The following is a 20,544-nucleotide window of genomic DNA, read 5'->3' as shown; positions in this document are numbered from 1 at the left end:
AAACGGTGATCCTTTCGCGTTAATAATGAGTCTTAATTCAGCTTCCAGAGTGCGGGTGTAGTCGCCGGTTCCCAGCCTTGAAGTGAAGTATGGGGCTGGAGGCAAGTATACGTTTTGGCGTTGTAGCTAACGATATCACCCGTTTTGTAAGCGATTCCTGCAATCCAGCTAGAACTCCCAGGGGTCGGTGCTACAGTTGCGGTTGGTGCCGGAGTTGCTGTCGGTGCTACAGTTGCAGTTGGTGTTGGAGTTGCTGTCGGTGTTACAGTGGCCGTTGGTGTTGGAGTTGCGGTTGGTGCCACTGTTGCCGTCGGAGCCGGAGTTGCTGTCCCGCATACGTTGATGAATTTCCAGACTCCGGTAGCACCGCTAAGGTCGGGACGATCGCCTTGAGTCCACCATTTAGCTTCATAGACTGAACCATTGTAAGAAACTTGCTGACCGCCAGTATATACAGCTGTCTGGTTCCATGCCGCTGCACATTGACCCGGAGTAGCCGTCGGCGTTGGGGTTACCGTCGGTGTCGGTGTCGGTGTGGTGGTTGGAGTAGCCGTAGGTGTTGGCGTTGGTGTAGTGGTTGGAGTAGCCGATGGAGTCGGAGTCGGTTGCACTACTCCGCCGCCAAGATCGGCGTTTAGTTTGTTGGTCAGCGTTTTGTTCCTGTCACCGCTTGTCTCCCAGAACATGGCGCCTGCTAGGCCCTTTGATTTGAGATAACTGATTTTATGGCCAAAGGATTCTACGTCGTCATAACTGATATAGGTTTGGTTCGTTGGATTATAGAGATAGGGCACTTTAGAAACATTATTCCAATAACGGGTATAGCCGTTTTTGTTAATATAATTAGCTTCGAGGTCGTAGAAATCATAACTGCCTTTCTCCCATGTACCCGTGGACGAAATGCCAGCAGACAATTGATATTGGCCATTTCCTGCTGCAGGAGCGCCGCCCCAACCACGGCCATAGAAGCCCATGCCAAGCACTAACTTGTTCGCGGGTACGCCATTAGCTAAATAGCTGGTTACCGCTTTGTCGATGTTGAAGTTTTGCGGTTCGGTTAGGCCTGATGCAGAAGCGGCAGGATCATAGTACAATGGAGCATTGTGACCTGTAGTCTTATTCCAGCTTCCGTTGAAGTCATAGGTCATAATATTGATCCAATCGACAATGGAAGCAATACCTGCAAGATTATTGTTATTCACGTATGTCGGGCCTGCGCCGGAAGCAATGGTCAACAGGTAGGTTTTGCCGTCGGTCTGACCGGCAGCATTTAGCTTCTCGCGGATTTTTTGCAGAAGAAGGACATAGTTCTCCTTGTCTTCGGGACGGTAGCTGTTGCCTGCGAGCCCACCGCTAACTGGGTACTCCCAGTCGAGATCGACACCGTCCATTTTATATTTACGAATGAAGTCTACCGCTGAGTTGGCAAAAACCTCACGGGTTGCAGCCGTAGCCGCCACATCAGAGAATCGGTTCGACCAGGTCCAGCCTCCGACGGAGATCAACGTCTTCAGGTTCGGGTTCTTTTCTTTCAGCTTCCACAGCTGCTTCAGGTTGCCTTTGATGGGATCATCCCATTTGTCATCCCCAAAGCTCTTACCGGTATCAATCCACGGGTCACCGAGCACAATTGTACCGTTCGGAACGTTAATGGGCTGTGCTTGTTCATTTTGACAGCTCCAGGTTACTGGATTTGGGCCAGTTGGGTCGGGGTTGCCGTGAATGCCATTCCAACAAATATCTGCGAAGGCGTAGTTAATGACATTCATTTTGGTAGGATCAATATCGGATACATTGTAAGCCCGCCCATAAGCGGCCCAAGAAGCGTAATAACCAACCAGTTTATAATCCTCTGCAGCGTTGGCCGTTTTAGCACTACTACCTAGGGCTGAAAAAAGGGTCAGAACAAGCGCGGCGATCATTGCGATCGCAAAGGTTTTGCGTGAACTTTTTTTCATGAATATCATTGATTTTCTACCTCCGAGGTTTAATGTGTAGTTCGAAATCTTTTCGGCAAGAAATCCCGATGTTCACCTCCCGCAGTTTAAAATGGACCTGTACCTTCACCTGTGCGTATCTCTCATTCTACCGACATCCAATTCATAGATTTAGCAGCAAAAAAATAGCGTCCTCATGATGCATTACACAACAAGTAAGCGCTTTCTAAATTGCTGTTCTAAGAATTCCTTTTCTGATAAACTTGTAGATATAACAATGCTGGTAGAGGGTAAGATGGGTAGAAGAGTTGGTTGGGAGTTGAATAATTAGGATTGATTTCATATATATGGGTGGAGGCATTTCTTATTTTCAAGCATAGAGAGCGATTAAGCTAGGGATAAAATTCGGTAATGTAGGGGGACATTTTTATAATTATTGGGTGCTTAATGAGGGGAACTTTGATAGAAAAGGTGCCTGTCCTCTTTTTCAGGAAACTCATGCAGAACACATAACCTCAGATGTAATGAATATAAATTATATACATGCCTGCAATTATTTTACGGAATTACGCAACGCATCACTGTTTCTTTTCGTTATAGTAGTATCATACGGAAGGTGGTGGGTTCACCGATGGTTGTGTTTTGGTTGATCGCAGCCGGTGTCCTGTTTGTTGTAGAGATGATGACGCTTACTTTTTATCTGCTATGGCTTAGTATTGGTGCGCTGGCTGGAGGCGTGGTGTCGTTATTCGTTCCCGATTCTATTTTGCTTCAGGTGGTGGTCGGCTCACTGGTCGCGCTTGGTTTGACCTTATTCTCGAAACCACTGGTTTCTAAATTTCGTAGTTCTCGTGGATTCAAGGATACAGGTACGGAAATCGTCGGCAGGCAAGGTGTCGTTATTGAGCCGATTGAGCAGGGGCGCTACGGGCAAGTGAAGGTAGGCGGAGATACGTGGAGCGCGAGCTCTGACGAGTCACTGGGTAAGGATGAAGTGGTAAGAGTAGTGAAGAGAGGCACGACGATTATTGAGGTAGAACGATGGGGGGACATGAACTAATGGAATGGGCAATAATTACAATTATTCTGGTGGTAGTCGTAGTGTTTGTGGCATTAACGGTCAAAATCGTACCACAGCAGCGGGTAGGTGTAGTGGAACGTCTGGGTAAATTCAATCGGCTACTGACACCGGGGCTGAACATTCTGATTCCTGTAATTGATCAGGTGCGTACGTACCATGACCTGCGGATTCAACAAGCGAACGTACCTCCGCAAACGGTAATCACAAAGGATAACGTGCAGGTGCAGATCGACACGATTATTTTCTATCAGGTCGTCGGACCAGAGGAAGCAACTTATGGAATTTCCGATTATGTATATGGGGTAAGAAACATCTCGACGGCAACGATGCGGCAAATTATCGGTAAGCTTGAATTGGATGAAACACTGTCAGGGCGTGAGAAAATCTCGACTGATATTCGTTTGGCGCTTGATGAGGCTACTGAGAAGTGGGGCGTACGGATCGAGCGTGTGGAAGTTATCGATATTAAGCCACCGCTGGATATTCAAGAAGCGATGGATAAGCAAATGAAAGCAGAGCGGAGCAAACGGGCGATTGTTTTGGAAGCGGAAGCTGCCAAGCAGGATATGATCCTGCGTGCTGAAGGGGATAAGCAGAGCAAGATTCTGAAAGCGGAAGGCGACAAGGAAGCACGAATCCGTCAAGCAGAGGGTTCACGGCAAGCTCAGGAGCTGGAAGCTCATGGTGAAGCGAAGGCGATTCAAGCGGTGGCTGAAGCGGAAAAATCACGCATTGAGCTGATTCGCTCAGCAGGTCTGGATGAGCAGGTACTCGCTTATCGCTCCTTCGAGGCTCTGGCAGAAATCGCCAAAGGTCCTGCGAATAAAGTGTTCTTGCCAACAAGTGCTGTTGAAACGCTGGGAAGTCTTGGCGCGATTGCTGAAGTATTCAAAGCGAGTAAGGACAGTAAATAGATTTTACAATTCGGGCTTCTTCCGTTAAAGTAAAAAGCAAAAACAACCTTATGCATACGAAGCTATTGTTGCTTATGCAAACTTTGAAGGAGAGAAGCTACCGTGACACAAAAAGAAATCTCACCGCTAGTTGAACTGCTCGGACTACAGCCTCACGTTGAGGGCGGTTGGTACAAAAGACTTTGGAACTCCGAATTTGAAATATCGCAAGAAGTGCTCGGCGATAGCTACTCCGGATCGCGTCATTCGGCCTCTTCAATTTATTTTCTGCTTCACGAGGGCGAACAATCTGACTGGCATACTGTACTGTCCGATGAAGTCTGGTTGTGGCATTCCGGTAGTCCTATAGTGCTTAGTCTCGGAGGTAGTGGAGATAAGCCTGAGGATGTGCAGGAAGTTATTCTGGGTCTCGATATTGCTGCAGGTCAACAGCCTCAGGTTGTCGTTCCAGCAGGCGTATGGCAGGCAGCTCGCACGTTAGGCAAAGAGCCGACGCTAGTATCCTGTATTGTTTCTCCAGAATTCCATTTCGATGATTTTAAACTGATTGAGAAATAAAGCGTCCTCCTGTCTAAACGTTAAAGAAGCAAAAAAGTAGCGAGTCTCCGTTCATGGGGCTCGCTTTTTTTGCGTCCGGTCGTTGGCAGCCTGCCTTATGTCATAAATGCACAATGTAAAAATCCTCGGAGTCTTGTAAATATCCTCTATTCCAGTAGAACCGGGCAATTCATATGATGGAGTTACTAAAAACATACGAACAAGGGGTTCGTAAGTGGAAGGAGTAACACCATGAAGCCAAATTTAGAAACTAATCTCTCTCTACACAAGTCAAAACGCGGATTCGGGTCAAGATTGTCCGAATTGGGAAGTTCATCAAATTTCGTAGGCTACTTGTTTGTCGCCCCCATCCTGATCTTGATGGGAATCTGGTTTTATTACCCGCTGGTTCAATCATTAATTTACAGCTTCCAGGACATTAGCTTCCTAAATCCGGATGCGGCAAAATTTATTGGATTCGGAAACTATGCGGAGATTGTCCAGGATAAGGACTTCTGGACGGCCTTGAGCCATTCTTTATTGTTGACAGTAGTAGCGGTACCACTGCAAGCAATCATCGCCTTGGTGATTGCAGTAAACCTGAACAAGGTGATGCGCTTTAAAGGTGTGTTCCGCACGCTGTATTACATGCCTTATATTACCTCAACTATTGCAGTGACGACCGTATTTATGTATCTGTTCATGCAGAATGAAGGGATTGCAACACAATTGCTGACTTGGTTTGGTTTCCCCGACGTTTCTTGGTATGCCAACGTTAAGTATGCACTTCCATTTTTGATGATTCTGACGATTTGGACTTATGTGGGATTCTACATGGTCGTGTACTTGGGGGGATTGCAAACCATTCCAAACGATATTTATGAAGCAGGACGTGTGGACGGAGCAAATGGATGGCAGCAGTTCTGGAAGCTTACGGTACCTATGTTGAAACCAGTGACCTTCCTTGTCATCATGTCCGGGATTATTAACGTCATGCAACTTTTTGACCAGCCTTATGCCTTGGCGAGAAACGGCTCGCTCGGAAGTCCGGCCGGCGCAACGAGCACGATCGTTACTTATTTCTACAGCCAGGCATTCAGCTTCAACCGTTCCGGTTACGGTAGCGCAGCTGCATTTATTATTTTTGCCCTTATTATTGCACTCTCCATGCTTCAAAAACGCTTTCTTAAGGAGGAGATATAGATGATGCATAGCCGGAGAACTCAAATATTACGCTATTTTCTACTGTTCGCATTTTCTATTTTCTTCATCGTACCGTTTGGTTACGCCATCTATACTTCGCTTTTGTCTAAAGCAGACATCGGCCATCTTGTGCTGCCAAGCCAGTGGACATTTGAAAATTACAGGGACATTTTCGAAACGTCCGATATTTTGATTTGGTATAAGAACTCGATCATTGTAACGTTCGGAATTTTGATTGGTAACTTATTTGTCAACACGACGGCTGCCTATTCCTTGGCTCGTATTAATTATCGGGGCAGAGGCGTAGTGTTTTTCCTGGTGATCGGGATGATGATGGTGCCTTACCAAGTGATGATTATTCCGATTTTCTCCATGATCGTTGATTTGAAATGGCTTAACAGCTATCAGGGTCTCATTATTCCATTTCTATTTCAGGGCTTCCTTGTCTTTCTGATGCGTCAATTCTTTTTGACCGTGCCGAAGGAGCTTGAGGAAGCGGCAGAGGTTGACGGATTGAGCAAGATCGGGATTTTCTACCGAATCATGCTTCCGCTATCTAAAGGTGCAATTGGTACACAGATTATATTCAGTTTTACTGGCACGTGGAACTCTTTCGTATGGCCGGTGACCTTGGTGAATGACAGTCGTTGGTATGTAATGACTGTTGGTCTAAACACACTTAAGAATCGTTATTTTGAATGGCCAAACCTCACGATGACTGGTGTTGTACTCTTGACCCTGCCAATCATTATCGTCTTTTTGATGTTCCAGCGCCATATGGTGCAAGGCATTGCGACTACAGGACTGAAAGGTTAATACAGAATACGTTCAGACAGGAGGATGTAAAGTGATTGAATATACAGGATTGAATGCGCTCGATGACGGATGGGTGATTGCGGAAACAGAGTTTGATGCTAGATTTTTAGGGAAGTTTGAAACAATTTTTTGTCAGGGTAACGGATATCTTGGTCTAAGAGCTGCTACAGAGGAGTCCTATCCGGGTGAACGCCGCAACTTGTTTGTTGCAGGAGCGTTTAACCGCTTTGCCAATCAGGAGGTTACTGAGCTTCCGAATGCCGCAGATATGGTGCAGCTCGATATCCGTCTGAACGGTAAACCATTTCATTTAGAAAAAGGGAAAATTCACAGCTACCGTCGGGAGCTGGATTTACGGCAAGGAGAGCTTCGGCGTGACATCCTCTGGGAGGACGAGAACGGCGATCAGTTTAAGATGACTTTCTTGCGGTTCGTATCGCTACAGGACCGGCATCTAATGGGTATGCGGGTGGAAATCACCCCGCTGACGAAATCCGCGGAAATTACAATTCGTTCCGGTATCAACGGGCAGATGACAAATTCGGGCGCACAGCATTTTATAGAAGGTGAGCGGAGGGTGTTTGATAAAGAGGTGCTCCAGCTTACCGCAACGACATCGGAGTCGAATATTGAATTTGTACATACGTGTGTCCATCAGATGTATGAGGGGGGCGTACGTCTTACAACTGCGCCAGCTCCGAGCATGGATCGCAGAAGAGTTTCACTGACTTACAAGCTTAAAGCGGAAGTAGGCAAGTGCATTACGCTGGATAAAGTGGCTTCGGTGCATACGAGTTATGATAAGGAGTGGAGAGATCGGGGGGCCGCGCATCAAGCTTTGCAGGATACCGCCCGGGAATATCTCAGCAAGAAGGCAGAAAAAGGCTTTGATGTACTATTCAATGAAAACGAGCAGGCTTGGAAAAGTGTATGGGCTAAAACGAACATTGAGATCAAGAGCAGCGACTCCTTTGATCAGTTGGCTATCCGGTTTGCACAGTATCATTTGCTTCTGATGACACCTGCCCATGACAGTCGTTTCTCTGTAGGAGCCAAGGGACTGACAGGAGAGGGATACAAGGGACATGTATTCTGGGACACAGAAATTTTTATTCTGCCATACTTTTTGTATATGAACCCGCAAACAGCCCGCAAGCTGGTGGAATATCGTTACCACACCTTGAACGGTGCGAGAACAAAAGCGCGTGACAATGGTTATCGCGGCGCGATGTACCCTTGGGAATCCGCAGCAACCGGCGAGGAAGAGACGCCAGAGTGGGGCCCTGTAGATATCGTTACCGGAAAGCCAACCTTTATTTGGACAGGCAAAATCGAACAGCATATTACAGCGGACGTGGCATATGGCGTGTGGCATTATTATCAGGCTACCGGTGATCAGGAATATATGGACCGGTACGGATATGAGATTATATTCGAAACAGCGACCTTCTGGGCAAGCCGGCTAGAGTGGAGCGATAAGGAACAGAAGTATCATATCTGTGATGTGATTGGTCCGGACGAATATAAGGAACATGTCTCTAACAATGCATTCACCAACTATATGGCCTACTGGAATATGACAAAAGCAATTGAATGCTCCCGCAAGCTTATGCAAGCGCAAAGCGATGTTTATTTGACTTTGGAAAGTAAGTTGGCTCTAACCGAGCGATTGAAGGAATGGGAGGATAAATCCAAGCAGATCTATCTGCCGCAGCCGGATATGCATTCGTTCATCATTCCGCAGGACGATACTTATTTGAACAAGCAAATTATTGATCTGAAGAAGTACCGTGATCAGGAGCAGGTGGCTTCCATTCTTGCCGACTACAGCATGACCCAGATCAGTGAAATACAGGTTTCGAAGCAGGCGGACATTCTCGTTTTGTTTTACTTACTGGAGGACTGGTTCTCTAAAGAGACTAAAGCGGCGAATTGGCATTATTATGAGCCGAAAACGTTGCATGACTCTTCGCTCAGCTTATCCACGCACAGTATGCTGGCTAGCGATGTCAATGAACTGGAATTGGCTTACGATATGTTTGCCAAGGCAGCCCGCATTGATTTAGGTACGAACATGCATAGCTGCGATGAAGGTATTCATTCTGCTTCGATTGGCGGCATTTGGAAGACAGCGATCATGGGTTTTGGCGGGGTTCGTTCCTGGGAGGGCTCTCTTCGCCTGAACTCAAAACTTCCACAGGCCTGGGAGCGCTTGTCTTTCCCACTTGCCTGGCAGGGTGAGCGTCTGCAGGTGACGGTTACCCGTAGCAAGCTGGAAGTGGAGCGCCTAACTTCAGGATTTGGTGAGCTTACCTTGCTCATTCATGGCCGGGAATACGTGTTGAAGGATCGTATCGTTACAGACATGAAGGAGGCTGAGCGAAGTGAATAAAGAACATCAGGAGATTCAAGCCTTTATTTTTGATCTAGACGGAGTAATAACCGATACGGCGAAATATCATTATGAAGCGTGGAAACAGCTGGCAGATGAGCTGGGTATTCCCTTTGACCTGGAATTTAATGAGCAGCTCAAGGGGATCGACCGCATGGCTTCCTTGGAAAAAATACTGAGTCAACTACCGGATGGCGGTGCAACCTTCACTTTGGAACAAAAAAAGGAATGGGCTGATCGGAAGAACAACAATTATAAGCAATTGATTCAGACTGTGGATAAATCTGAAATATTGCCAGGCATCCTGGATTTGTTCCATGATCTCGAGTATGCCGGAATACCGATCGGGTTGGCTTCGGCCAGCCGTAATGCCGGCACACTGCTACGGCAGTTGAAGGTAGATTCATATTTTCATGTGATTGCGGCTCCGGAGAGTGTGGCTCATGGAAAACCGGCTCCGGATATTTTTCTGAAGGCAGCGGAGGAGCTGGGGGTTGACCCCCGTTATTGTGTTGGAGTAGAGGATGCAGAGGCTGGAGTTCAGGCGATAAAAAGTGCGGGGATGTTTGCTGTAGGGGTTGGTGATGCTAAGATTCTGTCAAAAGCGGACTATATTGTCTCGGAAACATCGAAGTTATCTCTGTCCGAGATTCAGCAGCATATGGCCGGACGCTAATTTAAAAGTTAAATCACAAAATACTATGTAAGTTGAACGAATTCGTATGAATAGTTCAGCTTACATAGTTTGCTATTGAAGCAAACTAGGATATGGAATAAGATTGATTCGTCATAATACAACAATTTTCTACAGTGGGAAGGGATATCTTCATGCGGAAATGGAGTCGGTTTCGGGATCGCAACATACGAGAAAAGCTGTTATTGACCTACACGCTGTTGATGATTGTCCCTCTCGTGGTGATTAGTATTTACTTTTACATTTACGCCATGTCCGTTTTTGAATCTCGTATTGTGAAATCGTTTCAAGAGACCAATCAGCAGATGGTATCCACTGCGGACTCGTTTGTTAGCAGTATGTTCAAATCCTCGGAGCAGCCTTTTTATGATGAAAGGCTTATGCAAATTTTGTCGAAAGATTATTCTGCTGTAAACTACGAGACTTTTGAAAAAAGTATGGATTTCCGTTACATAAGCGATAACGTTTTTAAAGAGTTGATGACATTTAATCCCGATATTGATTCCATTCTCATCTACCCTGTAAACAATTCATTAATCTATCGTAGGGGTTATGATACGACATTCAATTATAATTACAGTCCGGTGACTGAACCGTGGTACCGAACGATTGTGAATAATGCAGAGAGACCCATTCTAGTAGGCATGCATGAGGAAAAACAGATGTATGCCAAGCCCCGCTCTGTGCTATCTGTAGGTCGTGTATTGGTCGATGTGGGTACCTATCAGAAGCTTGGTGTGCTGCTCGTTAATTTCCGTATGGATAAGCTTGAGAAGCTATTCAGCGGACTAGGCGACAAACAGGATGTAAACCAGTTCATCGTGGATGAAAAAGGGACGGTTGTGTTCAGTTCAGATCCGGCCATGATTGGGATGAAATATAGTCAGGTTATGGAAAAAATGAAGCCGGACGATGAGAACTACTATGTTGTTCACGATGAATCCAATGTGTCTGGATGGCACTTCTACAGCATCGTTCTCCGTGACAAACTGCTCGCTGAAATTAACCAAATACGCAATTTTTCTACTCTGCTTCTTCTTTTGTTGATTGTGCTGGGTTTTGTAACAGCTTTCTATGTATCTGGTAGCATCTCCAATCCGATCCGAAGACTCAATCGACTGATGCGAAAGGTAGAGAAGGGGGATTTTGATGTTACCGCTCAGCAGGATAGTCTGGATGAAGTAGGGCATCTGTCGCGTACCTTTAACCGAATGACTGTCGAAATCAAAGATTTGATTGAGCAAACCAAGATTGAAGAGAAGAAGAAGCGGAGTGCAGAACTTAATGCGCTGCAAAATCAAATTAATCCGCATTTCATTTATAATACGCTCTCCGTGATTAAGTGGATGGCGCAAGCTCAAATGGCGAACAACATTACGGAAACAGTAGATGACATAATCAAAGTTCTATCCTTTTCCACACGTAATACTCAGGAGTTTGTTTCTATTCAGGAAGAAGCGGCCTTTATACACAGTTACCTGGAACTGCTGCAGCTCAGGTATTTCAATGTGTTTGATTATGAAATCGATGTTGCGCCGGATGTTCTGGAATGCAGAACGTTAAAATTTATGGTGCAGCCTTTTGTAGAGAATGCGGTGTTTCACGGCTTTGCAGAAGATTCCCGTCAATATAACTTGAGTGTACGTGTGCAGAGGAAAGGCAGCGATATTCAGTTTACGATCTCGGATAACGGGATGGGGATCTCAGAGGAACAGCTAAGTAGGCTCTTGCAACAGGAAATGTCAGACGGTCAAACGATGAATTCCATTGGTGTGGGCAATGTCTCCAGAAGATTGAAGCTTCATTTTGGAGAAAAGTATGGGGTGACTATCAATAGCGTAAAAGGGGAAGGAACTACGGTTCTTATTCTGATCCCTAGCTTGGAGGATTCTCAGAACCACGATGGAACAAGGAGAGAAGGATACGCATGAAAATCATGATTGTGGACGATGAGTCCTTTATCCGAATGAATTTTAAGACATTTGTGGACTGGAAGCATCATGGCTATTACCTAGTAGGCGAAGCCGCTAACGGCAAAGAGGCTTTGGAGAAAGTGGATGAGCTTCATCCGGATGTAGTTTTTCTGGATATCCGAATGCCTTTGATGGATGGGCTGGAGGTTCTCCGTCAGCTCCGGCATACCAATCATGCCTGCAAAGTTATTATTCTGAGCAGCCATAATGAGTTTGAATATGCCCAAGAGGCGCTTAGGCTAGGTGCATGCGATTATATTCATAAACCGAATCTGACACAGTCCGCTGTATTTGAAGCGTTGAGCCGCGTCCGGACACAGTTGAATCACCAGCCTGTGGGAGATCATTTTGTTTCTCTGCAGCAAAATATGGAGAAGAACCGCAATGAGTTGAAAACGCTTTTTTTACGGGATTTAGCGGTCGGTGTTGTTCGCCATGAGTGGGAAATTGAGCAAAAGACAAAGCTGTACGATTTGAATCTGAAGCAGCCTAATGTGCTTTGCATCGTCATGTTGATTGATCAATATGACAAGGTGAAGGAACGTTACAATAAGGGAATGGAGCATTTACTGGGCTTTTCGATCCTCAACATTTTGCAAGAGGTGCTGCATCGGTACAGCGAGCTAGAGCTGTTTCTGATGAGTCCGAACGAGCTGGTTATTATAAAAACGTATTCCGGCATCAGAAGTATGAATGAAATTCTTGAAGAACGCTGGGGACTCATCCGTAAAATTGAAAAGACATTAAAACAGTTTTTGAACATACAAGTTAGTTTTCTTATCAGCGGGCTGCATGCCCGTCTGCTTGATATTCCCAAAGCCTATCATGAAGCTCAGGAATCTGCTGAAATGCTATTTTATGAGGATCGCAGCAACGTTGTTGTCTACGAACCAGGCAGCATCAAGGAAATGAGTGATAAGGCACTGTGTACCCTGTTTGAACAGCGTATCCGTAAGGAAATGGATGAAAAGCACGTATCTTCTGCTATTGCTATAGTTCATGAGATGTTTGCCACGATCAAGGAGAAGAGATCTTTAAGCAGGCATGCCACCTTGGAAATATGCGTGAATCTCCACTGCCAGATTCAGTCCCATATGAAGGAGGACAGCGGGGAGGAAGACTATACAGGAATGCAGGAAATCATGTCAGCCGAGCGTTTGGAGCATCTTCATCTGCTGCTAATCCAGGAGTTGGAGAGTCTACAGGAGAGTTATACGGATGCGGTGACATCTACGAACTACAAGATCAAAAGGGTCATTGATTATATTCACCACAATTACAATCAAGATTTGACACTGAATGAGCTAGCCGATTACGTTGGTCTGAACAACAGTTATCTGAGCCGTATTTTTAAGGAACAAACGGGTTCCATGCTGATTCCATATATCAACGGCTATCGTGTGAAAAAGTCTCTAGAGCTACTTAAAGAAGGAAAGCTGAAAACGTATGAGATCGCGGAGAGAGTAGGGTTTAACAGTATTGACAACTACTATATCAGCTTTAAGAAGATTTATGGGCTCCCACCGAACGAATACCGAAAGACTAACATGGTAAAGTAAAAAATCACAAAGATATGTAAAGATCCTCTGTTTGCTCTCGATTGCTGTGTAGCTAAGATGAAGATAACACCACTTACGGTGAATCTTCTTAAATAAAAGGGGTAGTGACAAATGAGAAAGAAGTCAGTCCTGTTATTGTGCTCGCTGATGTTGATGCTGTCTACGGCAGCGTGTGGCAACAAATCCAATACCGGTAACTCTGGTAATGGAGCTTCAGACAACGCCGGAGCGGCAAAGCCGGAGAAGCAAGAAACCGTCGAAGTCACGATGGCATACTGGGCTAATGCGTCCGAGCAAAAGAACTTCGAATTTATGGTAGACGGTATTGATAAGGAATATCCGAACATTAAAGTTAAGATGCAAATGTACCCAACCAGTGATGAATTTTGGAAAGCGGTTCCAACGGCGATTGCTGCCGGGGTAGGACCTGATATCATAGCTATGTCGGATGAAGGAAACTATGAGTATATCAAGAAAGGCGTACTCGCTCCACTCGATGATATGATCGATAAAGTGGGGTTTGATAAAGAACGTATTACTGGATCGCTGTACAAAGGCTGGACAGATGATAATAAACTTTACGGAATTCCTTATGATTCTTCTACTTCTATGCTGGCGATCAACAAAGAGATGTTTGAAAAATCAGGAATCACTAAATATCCAGAAACAATGGATGAGGTTGTTGAGTTGGCAAAAGCCATGACTAAAGATGGTATGAAAGGTATTATCGGCAGTATCGATCCATTCCACATCACTCAATATGTTCACGCTTTCGGTGGAGACTGGGGCTTCGGAAAAACGATCGATTCCAAAGAAAACGTAGCTGGTGTGCAGTTCTTCGTAGACCTTTTCCTCAAAAATAAAGTTGCTATTGCTCCAATTGAAGTAGGGGCTCCATGGGACGGCGAAGTATTCAGTCAAGAAAAAGGGGCTATGTCCACGGCTGGTCCATGGTATGTAGGTCATTTGAAAGAAGCTAACCCAGATATGGGATTGATTGCTCTGCCGATGCCAAAAGGTACGGTAGAAGCACAAAGCGCGTACTCTCACGGCTTGTCGATACTGGACGGCAGCAAGCATAAGGAAGAAGCTATGCAAGTGATCAAGTATGCGCTACGTGATGAAGCACAATTGAATGCAATTGAGGCAGTTGGATATTCACCGGCAGTATCTTCTCTGCTTCCTAAATATTTGGAGAAAAATCCTGAATTGAAAGCGGTATTCGACAATATGGAAAAAGTCGGCATGCCCTTTGCTTACCCTGAACAAACCAAAGCGTTTCATGCCGATCTGCTTAAAGGCGTAGAGGAAATCATCTTTAAGCAAGACGGCTTGACGGTTGAAAAGCTGCTGAATGATCTTCAAAGTAAATACGGTGAAAACTAGTTATCAAGCGGTTGGACTTTGCCATAACCAAAGTCCAACCATTTTTTCACAATCATTTAAGGAGGTCTAAGGGGAAAATGAAAAAGTCGTTTAACAGTGTCATTTCAAAGTTTGTACTCATGTGCTTGTTCATCACATCTATCGGTCCTGTGTACTCTATGCAGGCCGCACCCGCAGCACCTGCTCCTAAGATTAATGAAGGCGTGGTCAATGGCGAGTTTCCACTGAATTTAACACATACGGGAGATATCGACTGGCTACATTTTAAAGCGGATAATTTGAATCAGCTTCAACGAATTCAGAAGGCAGGCCCCAATTCAGTTACCTTCAGTGTATATGGAGATACAGCAACTGAGGGTAAGTTGAACAGAGGCACCGATGCCGATTACATGTCCTATACCTGGAGTAATGGTATGCCAGGATTTGAATATGGATTAAATGACACTGGGACGGGTTTATTTTATCCAAAATCCAGTCGAGACAAAGGAAGCTATAACAATGTTGGCTGGGACATTGAAGTAGCAGCGCAGCCACAGGATTCCACCCTAGTATTTAGTCTTGGGTTGTGGCAAGCGGATGTAGATCTCAATATCTATACTGACGATGTACTCTCGGTAACCCGAAGCGTATACGGCGATTCTGTTTCCAAGAACTATAAATATCAAGTTAACGTGCCTGCGAATGTGAAGCTGAAAATTGAAGGGCGGTTGACAAAGGTTGTCGCGAAGAACGGAAATATATCATTCTCTGGACTCGCTTTAAGCAGTATGGCACTTGCGGATAAATTGGCGCTGCAAAATGAATACAACCGAGTTAGCAATATGACACAAGGTCTTTATACAAATGAGACGTGGCAAGTTCTGGTGAATACGCTGGTAGCTGCCAAGCTTATCCTTGATCGAACAGAGGCAACGCAGACGGAAGTTGACAGCGCTATCAATGCTTTGGTAGCAGCGCAGCTTGGTCTGGTGAAGAGAGAATCGAACATTGTAATTGATTTTACGGATAAAGCGTTCAAGGAGTATACTTTCGGTGCTAAAACCGATCAACAGGATAGATATCAAACCTTCATAGTGAAGGAAGCTGTTGATATGAAGTATGTTCAGGTGAATGTCAAAAGATATAAAGAGCCTGTGAGCGACTTGATCATCAAACTACATGCAGTAAACAGTGAAGGGCTGCCGACTGGAGAACCGCTGGTCCAAACGACAGTGGACAAAAACAGGATTGTGGACGGAGGTCTCACTACTGCGGAGTTGAGCTACAGTCTCCTTCAGGATACGCGGTATGCGCTCGTTCTGACTCAGCAAGATCGGGGTTCCGGAGAATACCGCTGGGTCATTATGTCTAAGAACTTTGAATCTCAAAAGGAGTACTTTGGCAAATCGACATCAGGTGTCTTTAAATCTGAAGCGAGTCTGGGCACGGGCATCATGAGAATTGTGAAAGAAGGTAACGTGGATCGAGCCCCACTGCAGGGCTTGATTGAAGAGCTTAAGCAATATAACAGACAACTTTACACGCTCCAGAGCTGGTCTTCCTTGGAGATAGCATTGAGCAGCGCTCATGAGCGCTTGAACGATGTAGATGTTAAACAGGCAGAGCTTGATACGGCATTAAATCAGGTGCAAACAGCCTTTAATAACCTAGCGCTAAGTACGAACCTGGATGTAATGGCTAAACAGATGAAGACGATCAGCCAAGCGGCCCTAATTGGCTACACCAGCCAGTCGGCAGATGCTTTGCATCAAGCAATCCAGGAAGCACAAGCTTTGAATATCGGTGCATCCGAGCAAGAACGGATCAAGGTGTATTCAAAAGTACTGAATGCAATGGATGGATTGCAACTGGAAATGAAATATCAGTACGAATTGAACCCTAAAATGACCGCTGGTTTTGGTTTTGAAGGTGACAAGAACGCCACGCTGGCTTTCCTTGACGGATCCTATCAGATCGGCGGAACCCGCCCTATGCAAAATGGGTTTGTGGCAACGAAACAAATCGTTACGTTCGGTGCGACAAATACATCAGGCATCAAATGGTATAATGCCGAAGGCTATCTGCCAGTCTTTATAAATGAGTTTGCTAAAGACAATATGGACTATAAAATTGAATCGTTTGGTAACAAACATACGGTAGAGAGCAAAGACTACGTGATTAACTATTCCAGAATGACGGTTACCAATCATTCGGATGAGACGCGCCTGCTGCCGGTTGTATCTGCCAATCTGGTTCCGATGAATCAGGCTGCAAACGAAGTTTATACGATCAAACCTGGTGAGACTGTTGTCAGAGAGTTTGCTATTGAAGGGGATAAGTATGAATATTTCGATGCGGGGAAAACGAGCTTTACATCCTTAACGAGAGAGCAAGTGTCGAAACTAGGTACGTTTGACAGCAACTACAGTGAGATGAAATCCTACTGGAATAACAGACTGTCCACAATAGTTGATATCGATCTGCCGAATAAAGAGCTGGTTAATGCTTTTAAAGCAGGCTACATTTACAATATGATTATTAAAGACGGCAATTATCTGCATGTGGGTGAGAATGGTTATGCCAGACTTTACTCTCACGATACCATCGGGATTGTTGTTCAATTGATCCAGAGCGGTGACTTTGCACACGCAAGAGAGTATCTGGAAAGCATACCTCTTACCGGCGGAATTAACATCGAGACCGGTCAAGTGGACCCAAACCTGTTCTGGGATGCCAACTGGAAGCTTCCGTGGACGTATGCTGTATATTTGAGCAAAACCGGCGATACATCCTTATTTGATGAAAAGATGAAAGCCGATGACGGATCAGAGGGTACCGTTTTCGATAAGCGGGTAAAATTCGGAGCAAGAAGCATTGAAAGCGACCGCGCTGGAGATGGTCGAATTATGAAAGAAACGAAAGCCATAGATTCATTGGGGTATTGGACGATTGACAATTACTCCGCTCTGACAGGATTGGCATCTTATGAATACATCGCGCGTGAGCTGTATAAGGTGAAAGGTCAAGCAAGTTATCTGGCAGAGGCAGAGTGGGCTAACGCTCAATACGAGGATCTGCTCGCGGCTTTCACAGCCAAATTGCAAAAAACAATTACCGACAAAGCACTAAACTATATTCCTGCATCTGTTGTGCAAAGTAATGACGAGAACCGGATGAAAGACTCCCGTGATGCCAACTGGGCTTCCATGTTCCTGTTCGGAAGATGGCTGTGGGATGGATATTTGTATGGTGCGAACCAGCCAGAGGACAATATCAACCTGACGATGCTAGATGATACTTATACCTATGGTATGGAGCGACGCGTCAAGGAAGGGACAACCGATTCTATTTATAACTTTGGCGGTTATCCGCATGGCTTCTACTCCAGTGCGTATAACGCCGGTTACGGCAGCGCCGCGCTTCGCGGTGAGAAATACAGAGACATGGGGATTAAAGCTTACGAGTTTATGATTGAAAACTCCATGAGTGGACCGTTTAGTTGGTGGGAAGGCGTAGCTTACCCTACCGCAGAATCTAGCCCTTGGACGGCAACCAATGATGAACTTGGTGTGCGTAGTACGCCTGGCGGTGGCGGATCGGCCCAGCATATGTGGGGGCAGGCCGTCAATTCAAAGGTATTGGTGGACTCGCTGATCACTGAGCGTATCTACGATCAGAACACAAAATACGAAATTATTGTGGGACGTGGTATTCCTAAAGATTGGGTTATGGATGCCGATAAGAACAACAATGTGGTAGCGGATGTTCAGAACTATCCTGCTTTCCAAGGTGGAAGAGTAGGATACAATGTGGTTAGAAAAGCAAACCAGCTTGTGGTTACATTTACGACCAGTCTGGAGCAAGCCAAGGCTGATACGAGCAATGCACAAATCAGCATTCAATTGCCTAGTATGGTTAACAACATTCTGGAGTCTTCTGAGGGTGTTGTTGATAACGCCAAAGGTATCGTGACCGTTCCGCTCAGTACAAAAAGATTAGCAATCACTTTGAGTGATCTACCTAAGCCTACCGATGTAGAGCTTGATAGAGAGGAGCTTACCATTGGATTTGCTACCGGCGACTCCAGTGACTCGGTAACCCAAAACGTGGTGTTGAGAGCGGAAGGAAAGCGCGGTAGCTCAATCACTTGGTCTTCAAGCGAGCCGAATATAATTTCGAATACGGGTAAGGTTAAGCGCCCGACTGTTTCTACTCCAGTGACGTTGAAAGCAATTTTGGAAAAAGACGGCGTTCAGGTTGAGAAGACGTTTGTCTTAACGGTTATCAAGGCAAATGAAGATTCGGGCAATAACGGAAACAATAGCAACAACGGTAACAATAGTAATAATAGCAACAGCGGAAACACCAGCAATAATGGTAATAACGGAAACAACGGAAACAACGGAGGTTCGGTTAATCTACCGAAATTTCCGGACATTTCGAATCACTGGGCATTCGATTCTATTGTTACCGCAATAGAACGTGGAATTATCAATGGTTATGAAGACGGAACATTCCGTCCGAATGCTGTGGTGAAACGCAGTGAGCTGATGGTTATGCTTGGCCGTGCGTTGAAACTCTCGGATACGGACACTACAACTCTTCCGTTTGAAGATGCAACTAGCATTCCGTCATGGGCGAAACCTTACATCTCTAGTGCAGTCAAATCTGGAATTATTAAGGGATACGAGGATAATTCTTTCCGTCCTGATGGTAAGGTGACCAGGATCGAATTTGTAGCGATGGTTGCACGTGCACTCGATTTGAAGAGTGGTACGAAGACTAGCTTGCCTTTTGCTGATGCTGATCAAATTCCTGCCTGGGGAAAAGATTATGCAGCAGCGGCATATGAGGCAGGTCTGATCCAAGGTAAAGGAAATGACCGATTTGCTCCAAATGAACCGGTGACGAGAGCGGAAGTGGTGACCCTGCTTTTGAGAATGTCTAAATAAGATAGAATAATTTAGTTGAATAAAAAAGTTAGAGGCTTGCGGATAAGATGCAAGCCTCTTTTGATTTTACACAGCAACTGTTTTTTATGAGGATTTTGGGAATGATGAAGCAGTCTGCTATACTCTTGTGGTAGCGCTTGCTTCTGAAGCGTGAATTTAGGTTAAGTAAGATTAATGAAATAACAATAAGCTTGGAGGGTTAAGCGATGAGTGAATTGAACGCACCGTTCTCGGGTGGACCCACTTTAAATGATGGAGTGACCATGCCGTGGCTGGGTCTTGGCGTGTATAAGACTAAGGATGGCGAAGAGGTTATTCATGCGGTCAAAACCGCAATAGAATTAGGATATCGCAGTATTGATACGGCTGCCGGTTATAATAACGAAGATGGCGTTGGACAAGCTATTCGTGAATGTGGAGTGGCCCGTGATGAACTGTTTATTACGACGAAAGTACGCAACCCTGATCAAGGCTATGAATCAACACTGAAAGCATTCGAGGTTAGCCGGCGTAAGCTGGGGCTGGACTATATAGATTTGTATCTCATACACTGGCCGGTGGCAGGGAAGTATCGGGAGACATGGAAGGCTCTGATTCATTTGCAAAAAGAGGGCCTCATCAAGTCCATCGGTGTGAGTAATTTTCAGATTCATCATCTGAAGGAGATCATCGAGGATACGGGAGTAGTGCCAGTGGTGAATCAAGTGGAATTCCATCCGCTGTTAACTCAGCGCGAGCTGCTGAAGTATGCCAATGAGCAGGGCATTCAGCTTGAGGCTTGGAGTCCGCTAATGCAAGGGAATCTTGATCTCCCCCTCCTCAACGAGCTGGCTGAAAAGTATGGTAAAACCCCCGCACAAATTGTGCTTCGTTGGGATTTACAGCAAGGCGTCATTACGATTCCAAAATCGGTGAATGCCCATCGAATCAAGGAGAATGCAGGATTCTTTGACTTCACGCTAAGCGATGAGGACGTCAAGGCCATCGAAGATCTGAACCAAGATCACCGGTTTGGTCCGGATCCTGATAATTTTAATTTTTAAAAAATGCGAAAATAAACCAAACAGCAAGTCACCGGATAAGGAGACTTGCTGTTTGGTTTGTCGTTTACCTCTTATTTT

General features: G+C 45.4%; 13 protein-coding genes. 12 read left to right on the top strand and 1 reads right to left on the bottom strand.

Features of this window, described 5'->3' with window-relative positions; all coding sequences use genetic code 11:
* Window positions 1-32 precede the first annotated feature (32 nt).
* Window positions 33-1,967, bottom strand: coding sequence for a glycosyl hydrolase family 18 protein (locus R50345_RS24025; protein WP_042130707.1), 1,935 nt, complete (start codon window positions 1,965-1,967; stop codon window positions 33-35).
* A 601-nt stretch (window positions 1,968-2,568) separates the two neighbouring features.
* Between R50345_RS24025 and R50345_RS24020 the strand changes: the two genes are divergently transcribed.
* The 12 genes from R50345_RS24020 to R50345_RS23965 all read left to right on the top strand — a co-directional run bounded on the left by R50345_RS24020 (window position 2,569) and on the right by R50345_RS23965 (window position 20,466).
* The gene (locus tag R50345_RS24020; protein ID WP_042130705.1) at window positions 2,569-2,997 is read left to right on the top strand and encodes an NfeD family protein; all 429 of its coding nucleotides are present in this window, start codon (window positions 2,569-2,571) and stop codon (window positions 2,995-2,997) included.
* On the top strand, window positions 2,997-3,932 hold the full coding sequence (locus R50345_RS24015) for an SPFH domain-containing protein (protein WP_042130704.1): 936 nt from the start codon (window positions 2,997-2,999) through the stop codon (window positions 3,930-3,932). Before R50345_RS24020 ends, R50345_RS24015 begins: the two co-directional genes overlap by 1 nt.
* Window positions 3,933-4,034: 102 nt before the next feature.
* On the top strand, window positions 4,035-4,490 hold the full coding sequence (locus R50345_RS24010; protein WP_042130702.1) for a cupin domain-containing protein: 456 nt from the start codon (window positions 4,035-4,037) through the stop codon (window positions 4,488-4,490).
* Between the two features lie 303 nt (window positions 4,491-4,793).
* The gene (locus R50345_RS24005) at window positions 4,794-5,672 is read left to right on the top strand and encodes a carbohydrate ABC transporter permease (protein WP_231573909.1); all 879 of its coding nucleotides are present in this window, start codon (window positions 4,794-4,796) and stop codon (window positions 5,670-5,672) included.
* A complete protein-coding gene (locus R50345_RS24000; RefSeq protein ID WP_042130701.1) occupies window positions 5,673-6,488 on the top strand; it encodes a carbohydrate ABC transporter permease in 816 nt (271 codons plus the stop codon).
* Between the two features lie 31 nt (window positions 6,489-6,519).
* Window positions 6,520-8,880, top strand: a complete 2,361-nt coding sequence (locus R50345_RS23995) for a glycoside hydrolase family 65 protein (RefSeq protein WP_042130700.1) — start codon at window positions 6,520-6,522, stop codon at window positions 8,878-8,880.
* Entirely contained in the window at window positions 8,864-9,556 is a 693-nt protein-coding gene (gene pgmB / locus R50345_RS23990) for a beta-phosphoglucomutase (protein ID WP_156114861.1), read from the top strand. Before R50345_RS23995 ends, pgmB begins: the two co-directional genes overlap by 17 nt.
* Before the next feature lie 152 nt (window positions 9,557-9,708).
* Window positions 9,709-11,505: a sensor histidine kinase gene (locus R50345_RS23985; protein WP_042130698.1), complete on the top strand. Its 1,797-nt coding sequence runs from the start codon at window positions 9,709-9,711 to the stop codon at window positions 11,503-11,505.
* A complete protein-coding gene (locus R50345_RS23980) occupies window positions 11,502-13,106 on the top strand; it encodes a response regulator (RefSeq protein ID WP_042130696.1) in 1,605 nt (534 codons plus the stop codon). Before R50345_RS23985 ends, R50345_RS23980 begins: the two co-directional genes overlap by 4 nt.
* Before the next feature lie 111 nt (window positions 13,107-13,217).
* Window positions 13,218-14,492 carry an extracellular solute-binding protein gene (locus tag R50345_RS23975; protein ID WP_042130694.1) on the top strand — a complete coding sequence of 425 codons (1,275 nt, stop codon included), beginning with the start codon at window positions 13,218-13,220 and terminating at the stop codon, window positions 14,490-14,492.
* Between the two features lie 77 nt (window positions 14,493-14,569).
* Complete coding sequence (locus tag R50345_RS30460) at window positions 14,570-19,423, top strand: S-layer homology domain-containing protein (protein ID WP_052414713.1); 4,854 nt, start codon at window positions 14,570-14,572, stop codon at window positions 19,421-19,423.
* 206 nt (window positions 19,424-19,629) lie between these two features.
* Window positions 19,630-20,466: an aldo/keto reductase gene (locus tag R50345_RS23965; protein ID WP_042130692.1), complete on the top strand. Its 837-nt coding sequence runs from the start codon at window positions 19,630-19,632 to the stop codon at window positions 20,464-20,466.
* Window positions 20,467-20,544 lie beyond the last annotated feature (78 nt).

The organism is Paenibacillus sp. FSL R5-0345, from assembly GCF_000758585.1.
Taxonomy (GTDB): Bacteria; Bacillota; Bacilli; order Paenibacillales; family Paenibacillaceae; genus Paenibacillus_AQ.
Note: the sequence above shows the minus strand (reverse complement) of the source record. Positions and strands in the feature narration are given on the sequence as shown.

Excerpts from the sequence above, each read along its gene's own strand:
- R50345_RS23975 (WP_042130694.1), top strand. The coding sequence starts at position 13,218 with ATGAGAAAGAAGTCAGTCCTGTTATTGTGCTCGCTGATGTTGATGCTG.
- R50345_RS24020 (WP_042130705.1), top strand. The coding sequence starts at position 2,569 with ATGGTTGTGTTTTGGTTGATCGCAGCCGGTGTCCTGTTTGTTGTAGAG.
- R50345_RS24000 (WP_042130701.1), top strand. The coding sequence starts at position 5,673 with ATGATGCATAGCCGGAGAACTCAAATATTACGCTATTTTCTACTGTTC.
- R50345_RS23980 (WP_042130696.1), top strand. The coding sequence starts at position 11,502 with ATGAAAATCATGATTGTGGACGATGAGTCCTTTATCCGAATGAATTTT.
- R50345_RS30460 (WP_052414713.1), top strand. The coding sequence starts at position 14,570 with ATGAAAAAGTCGTTTAACAGTGTCATTTCAAAGTTTGTACTCATGTGC.
- R50345_RS24015 (WP_042130704.1), top strand. The coding sequence starts at position 2,997 with ATGGAATGGGCAATAATTACAATTATTCTGGTGGTAGTCGTAGTGTTT.
- R50345_RS24025 (WP_042130707.1), bottom strand. The coding sequence starts at position 1,967 with ATGATATTCATGAAAAAAAGTTCACGCAAAACCTTTGCGATCGCAATG.
- R50345_RS23965 (WP_042130692.1), top strand. The coding sequence starts at position 19,630 with ATGAGTGAATTGAACGCACCGTTCTCGGGTGGACCCACTTTAAATGAT.
- R50345_RS23985 (WP_042130698.1), top strand. The coding sequence starts at position 9,709 with ATGCGGAAATGGAGTCGGTTTCGGGATCGCAACATACGAGAAAAGCTG.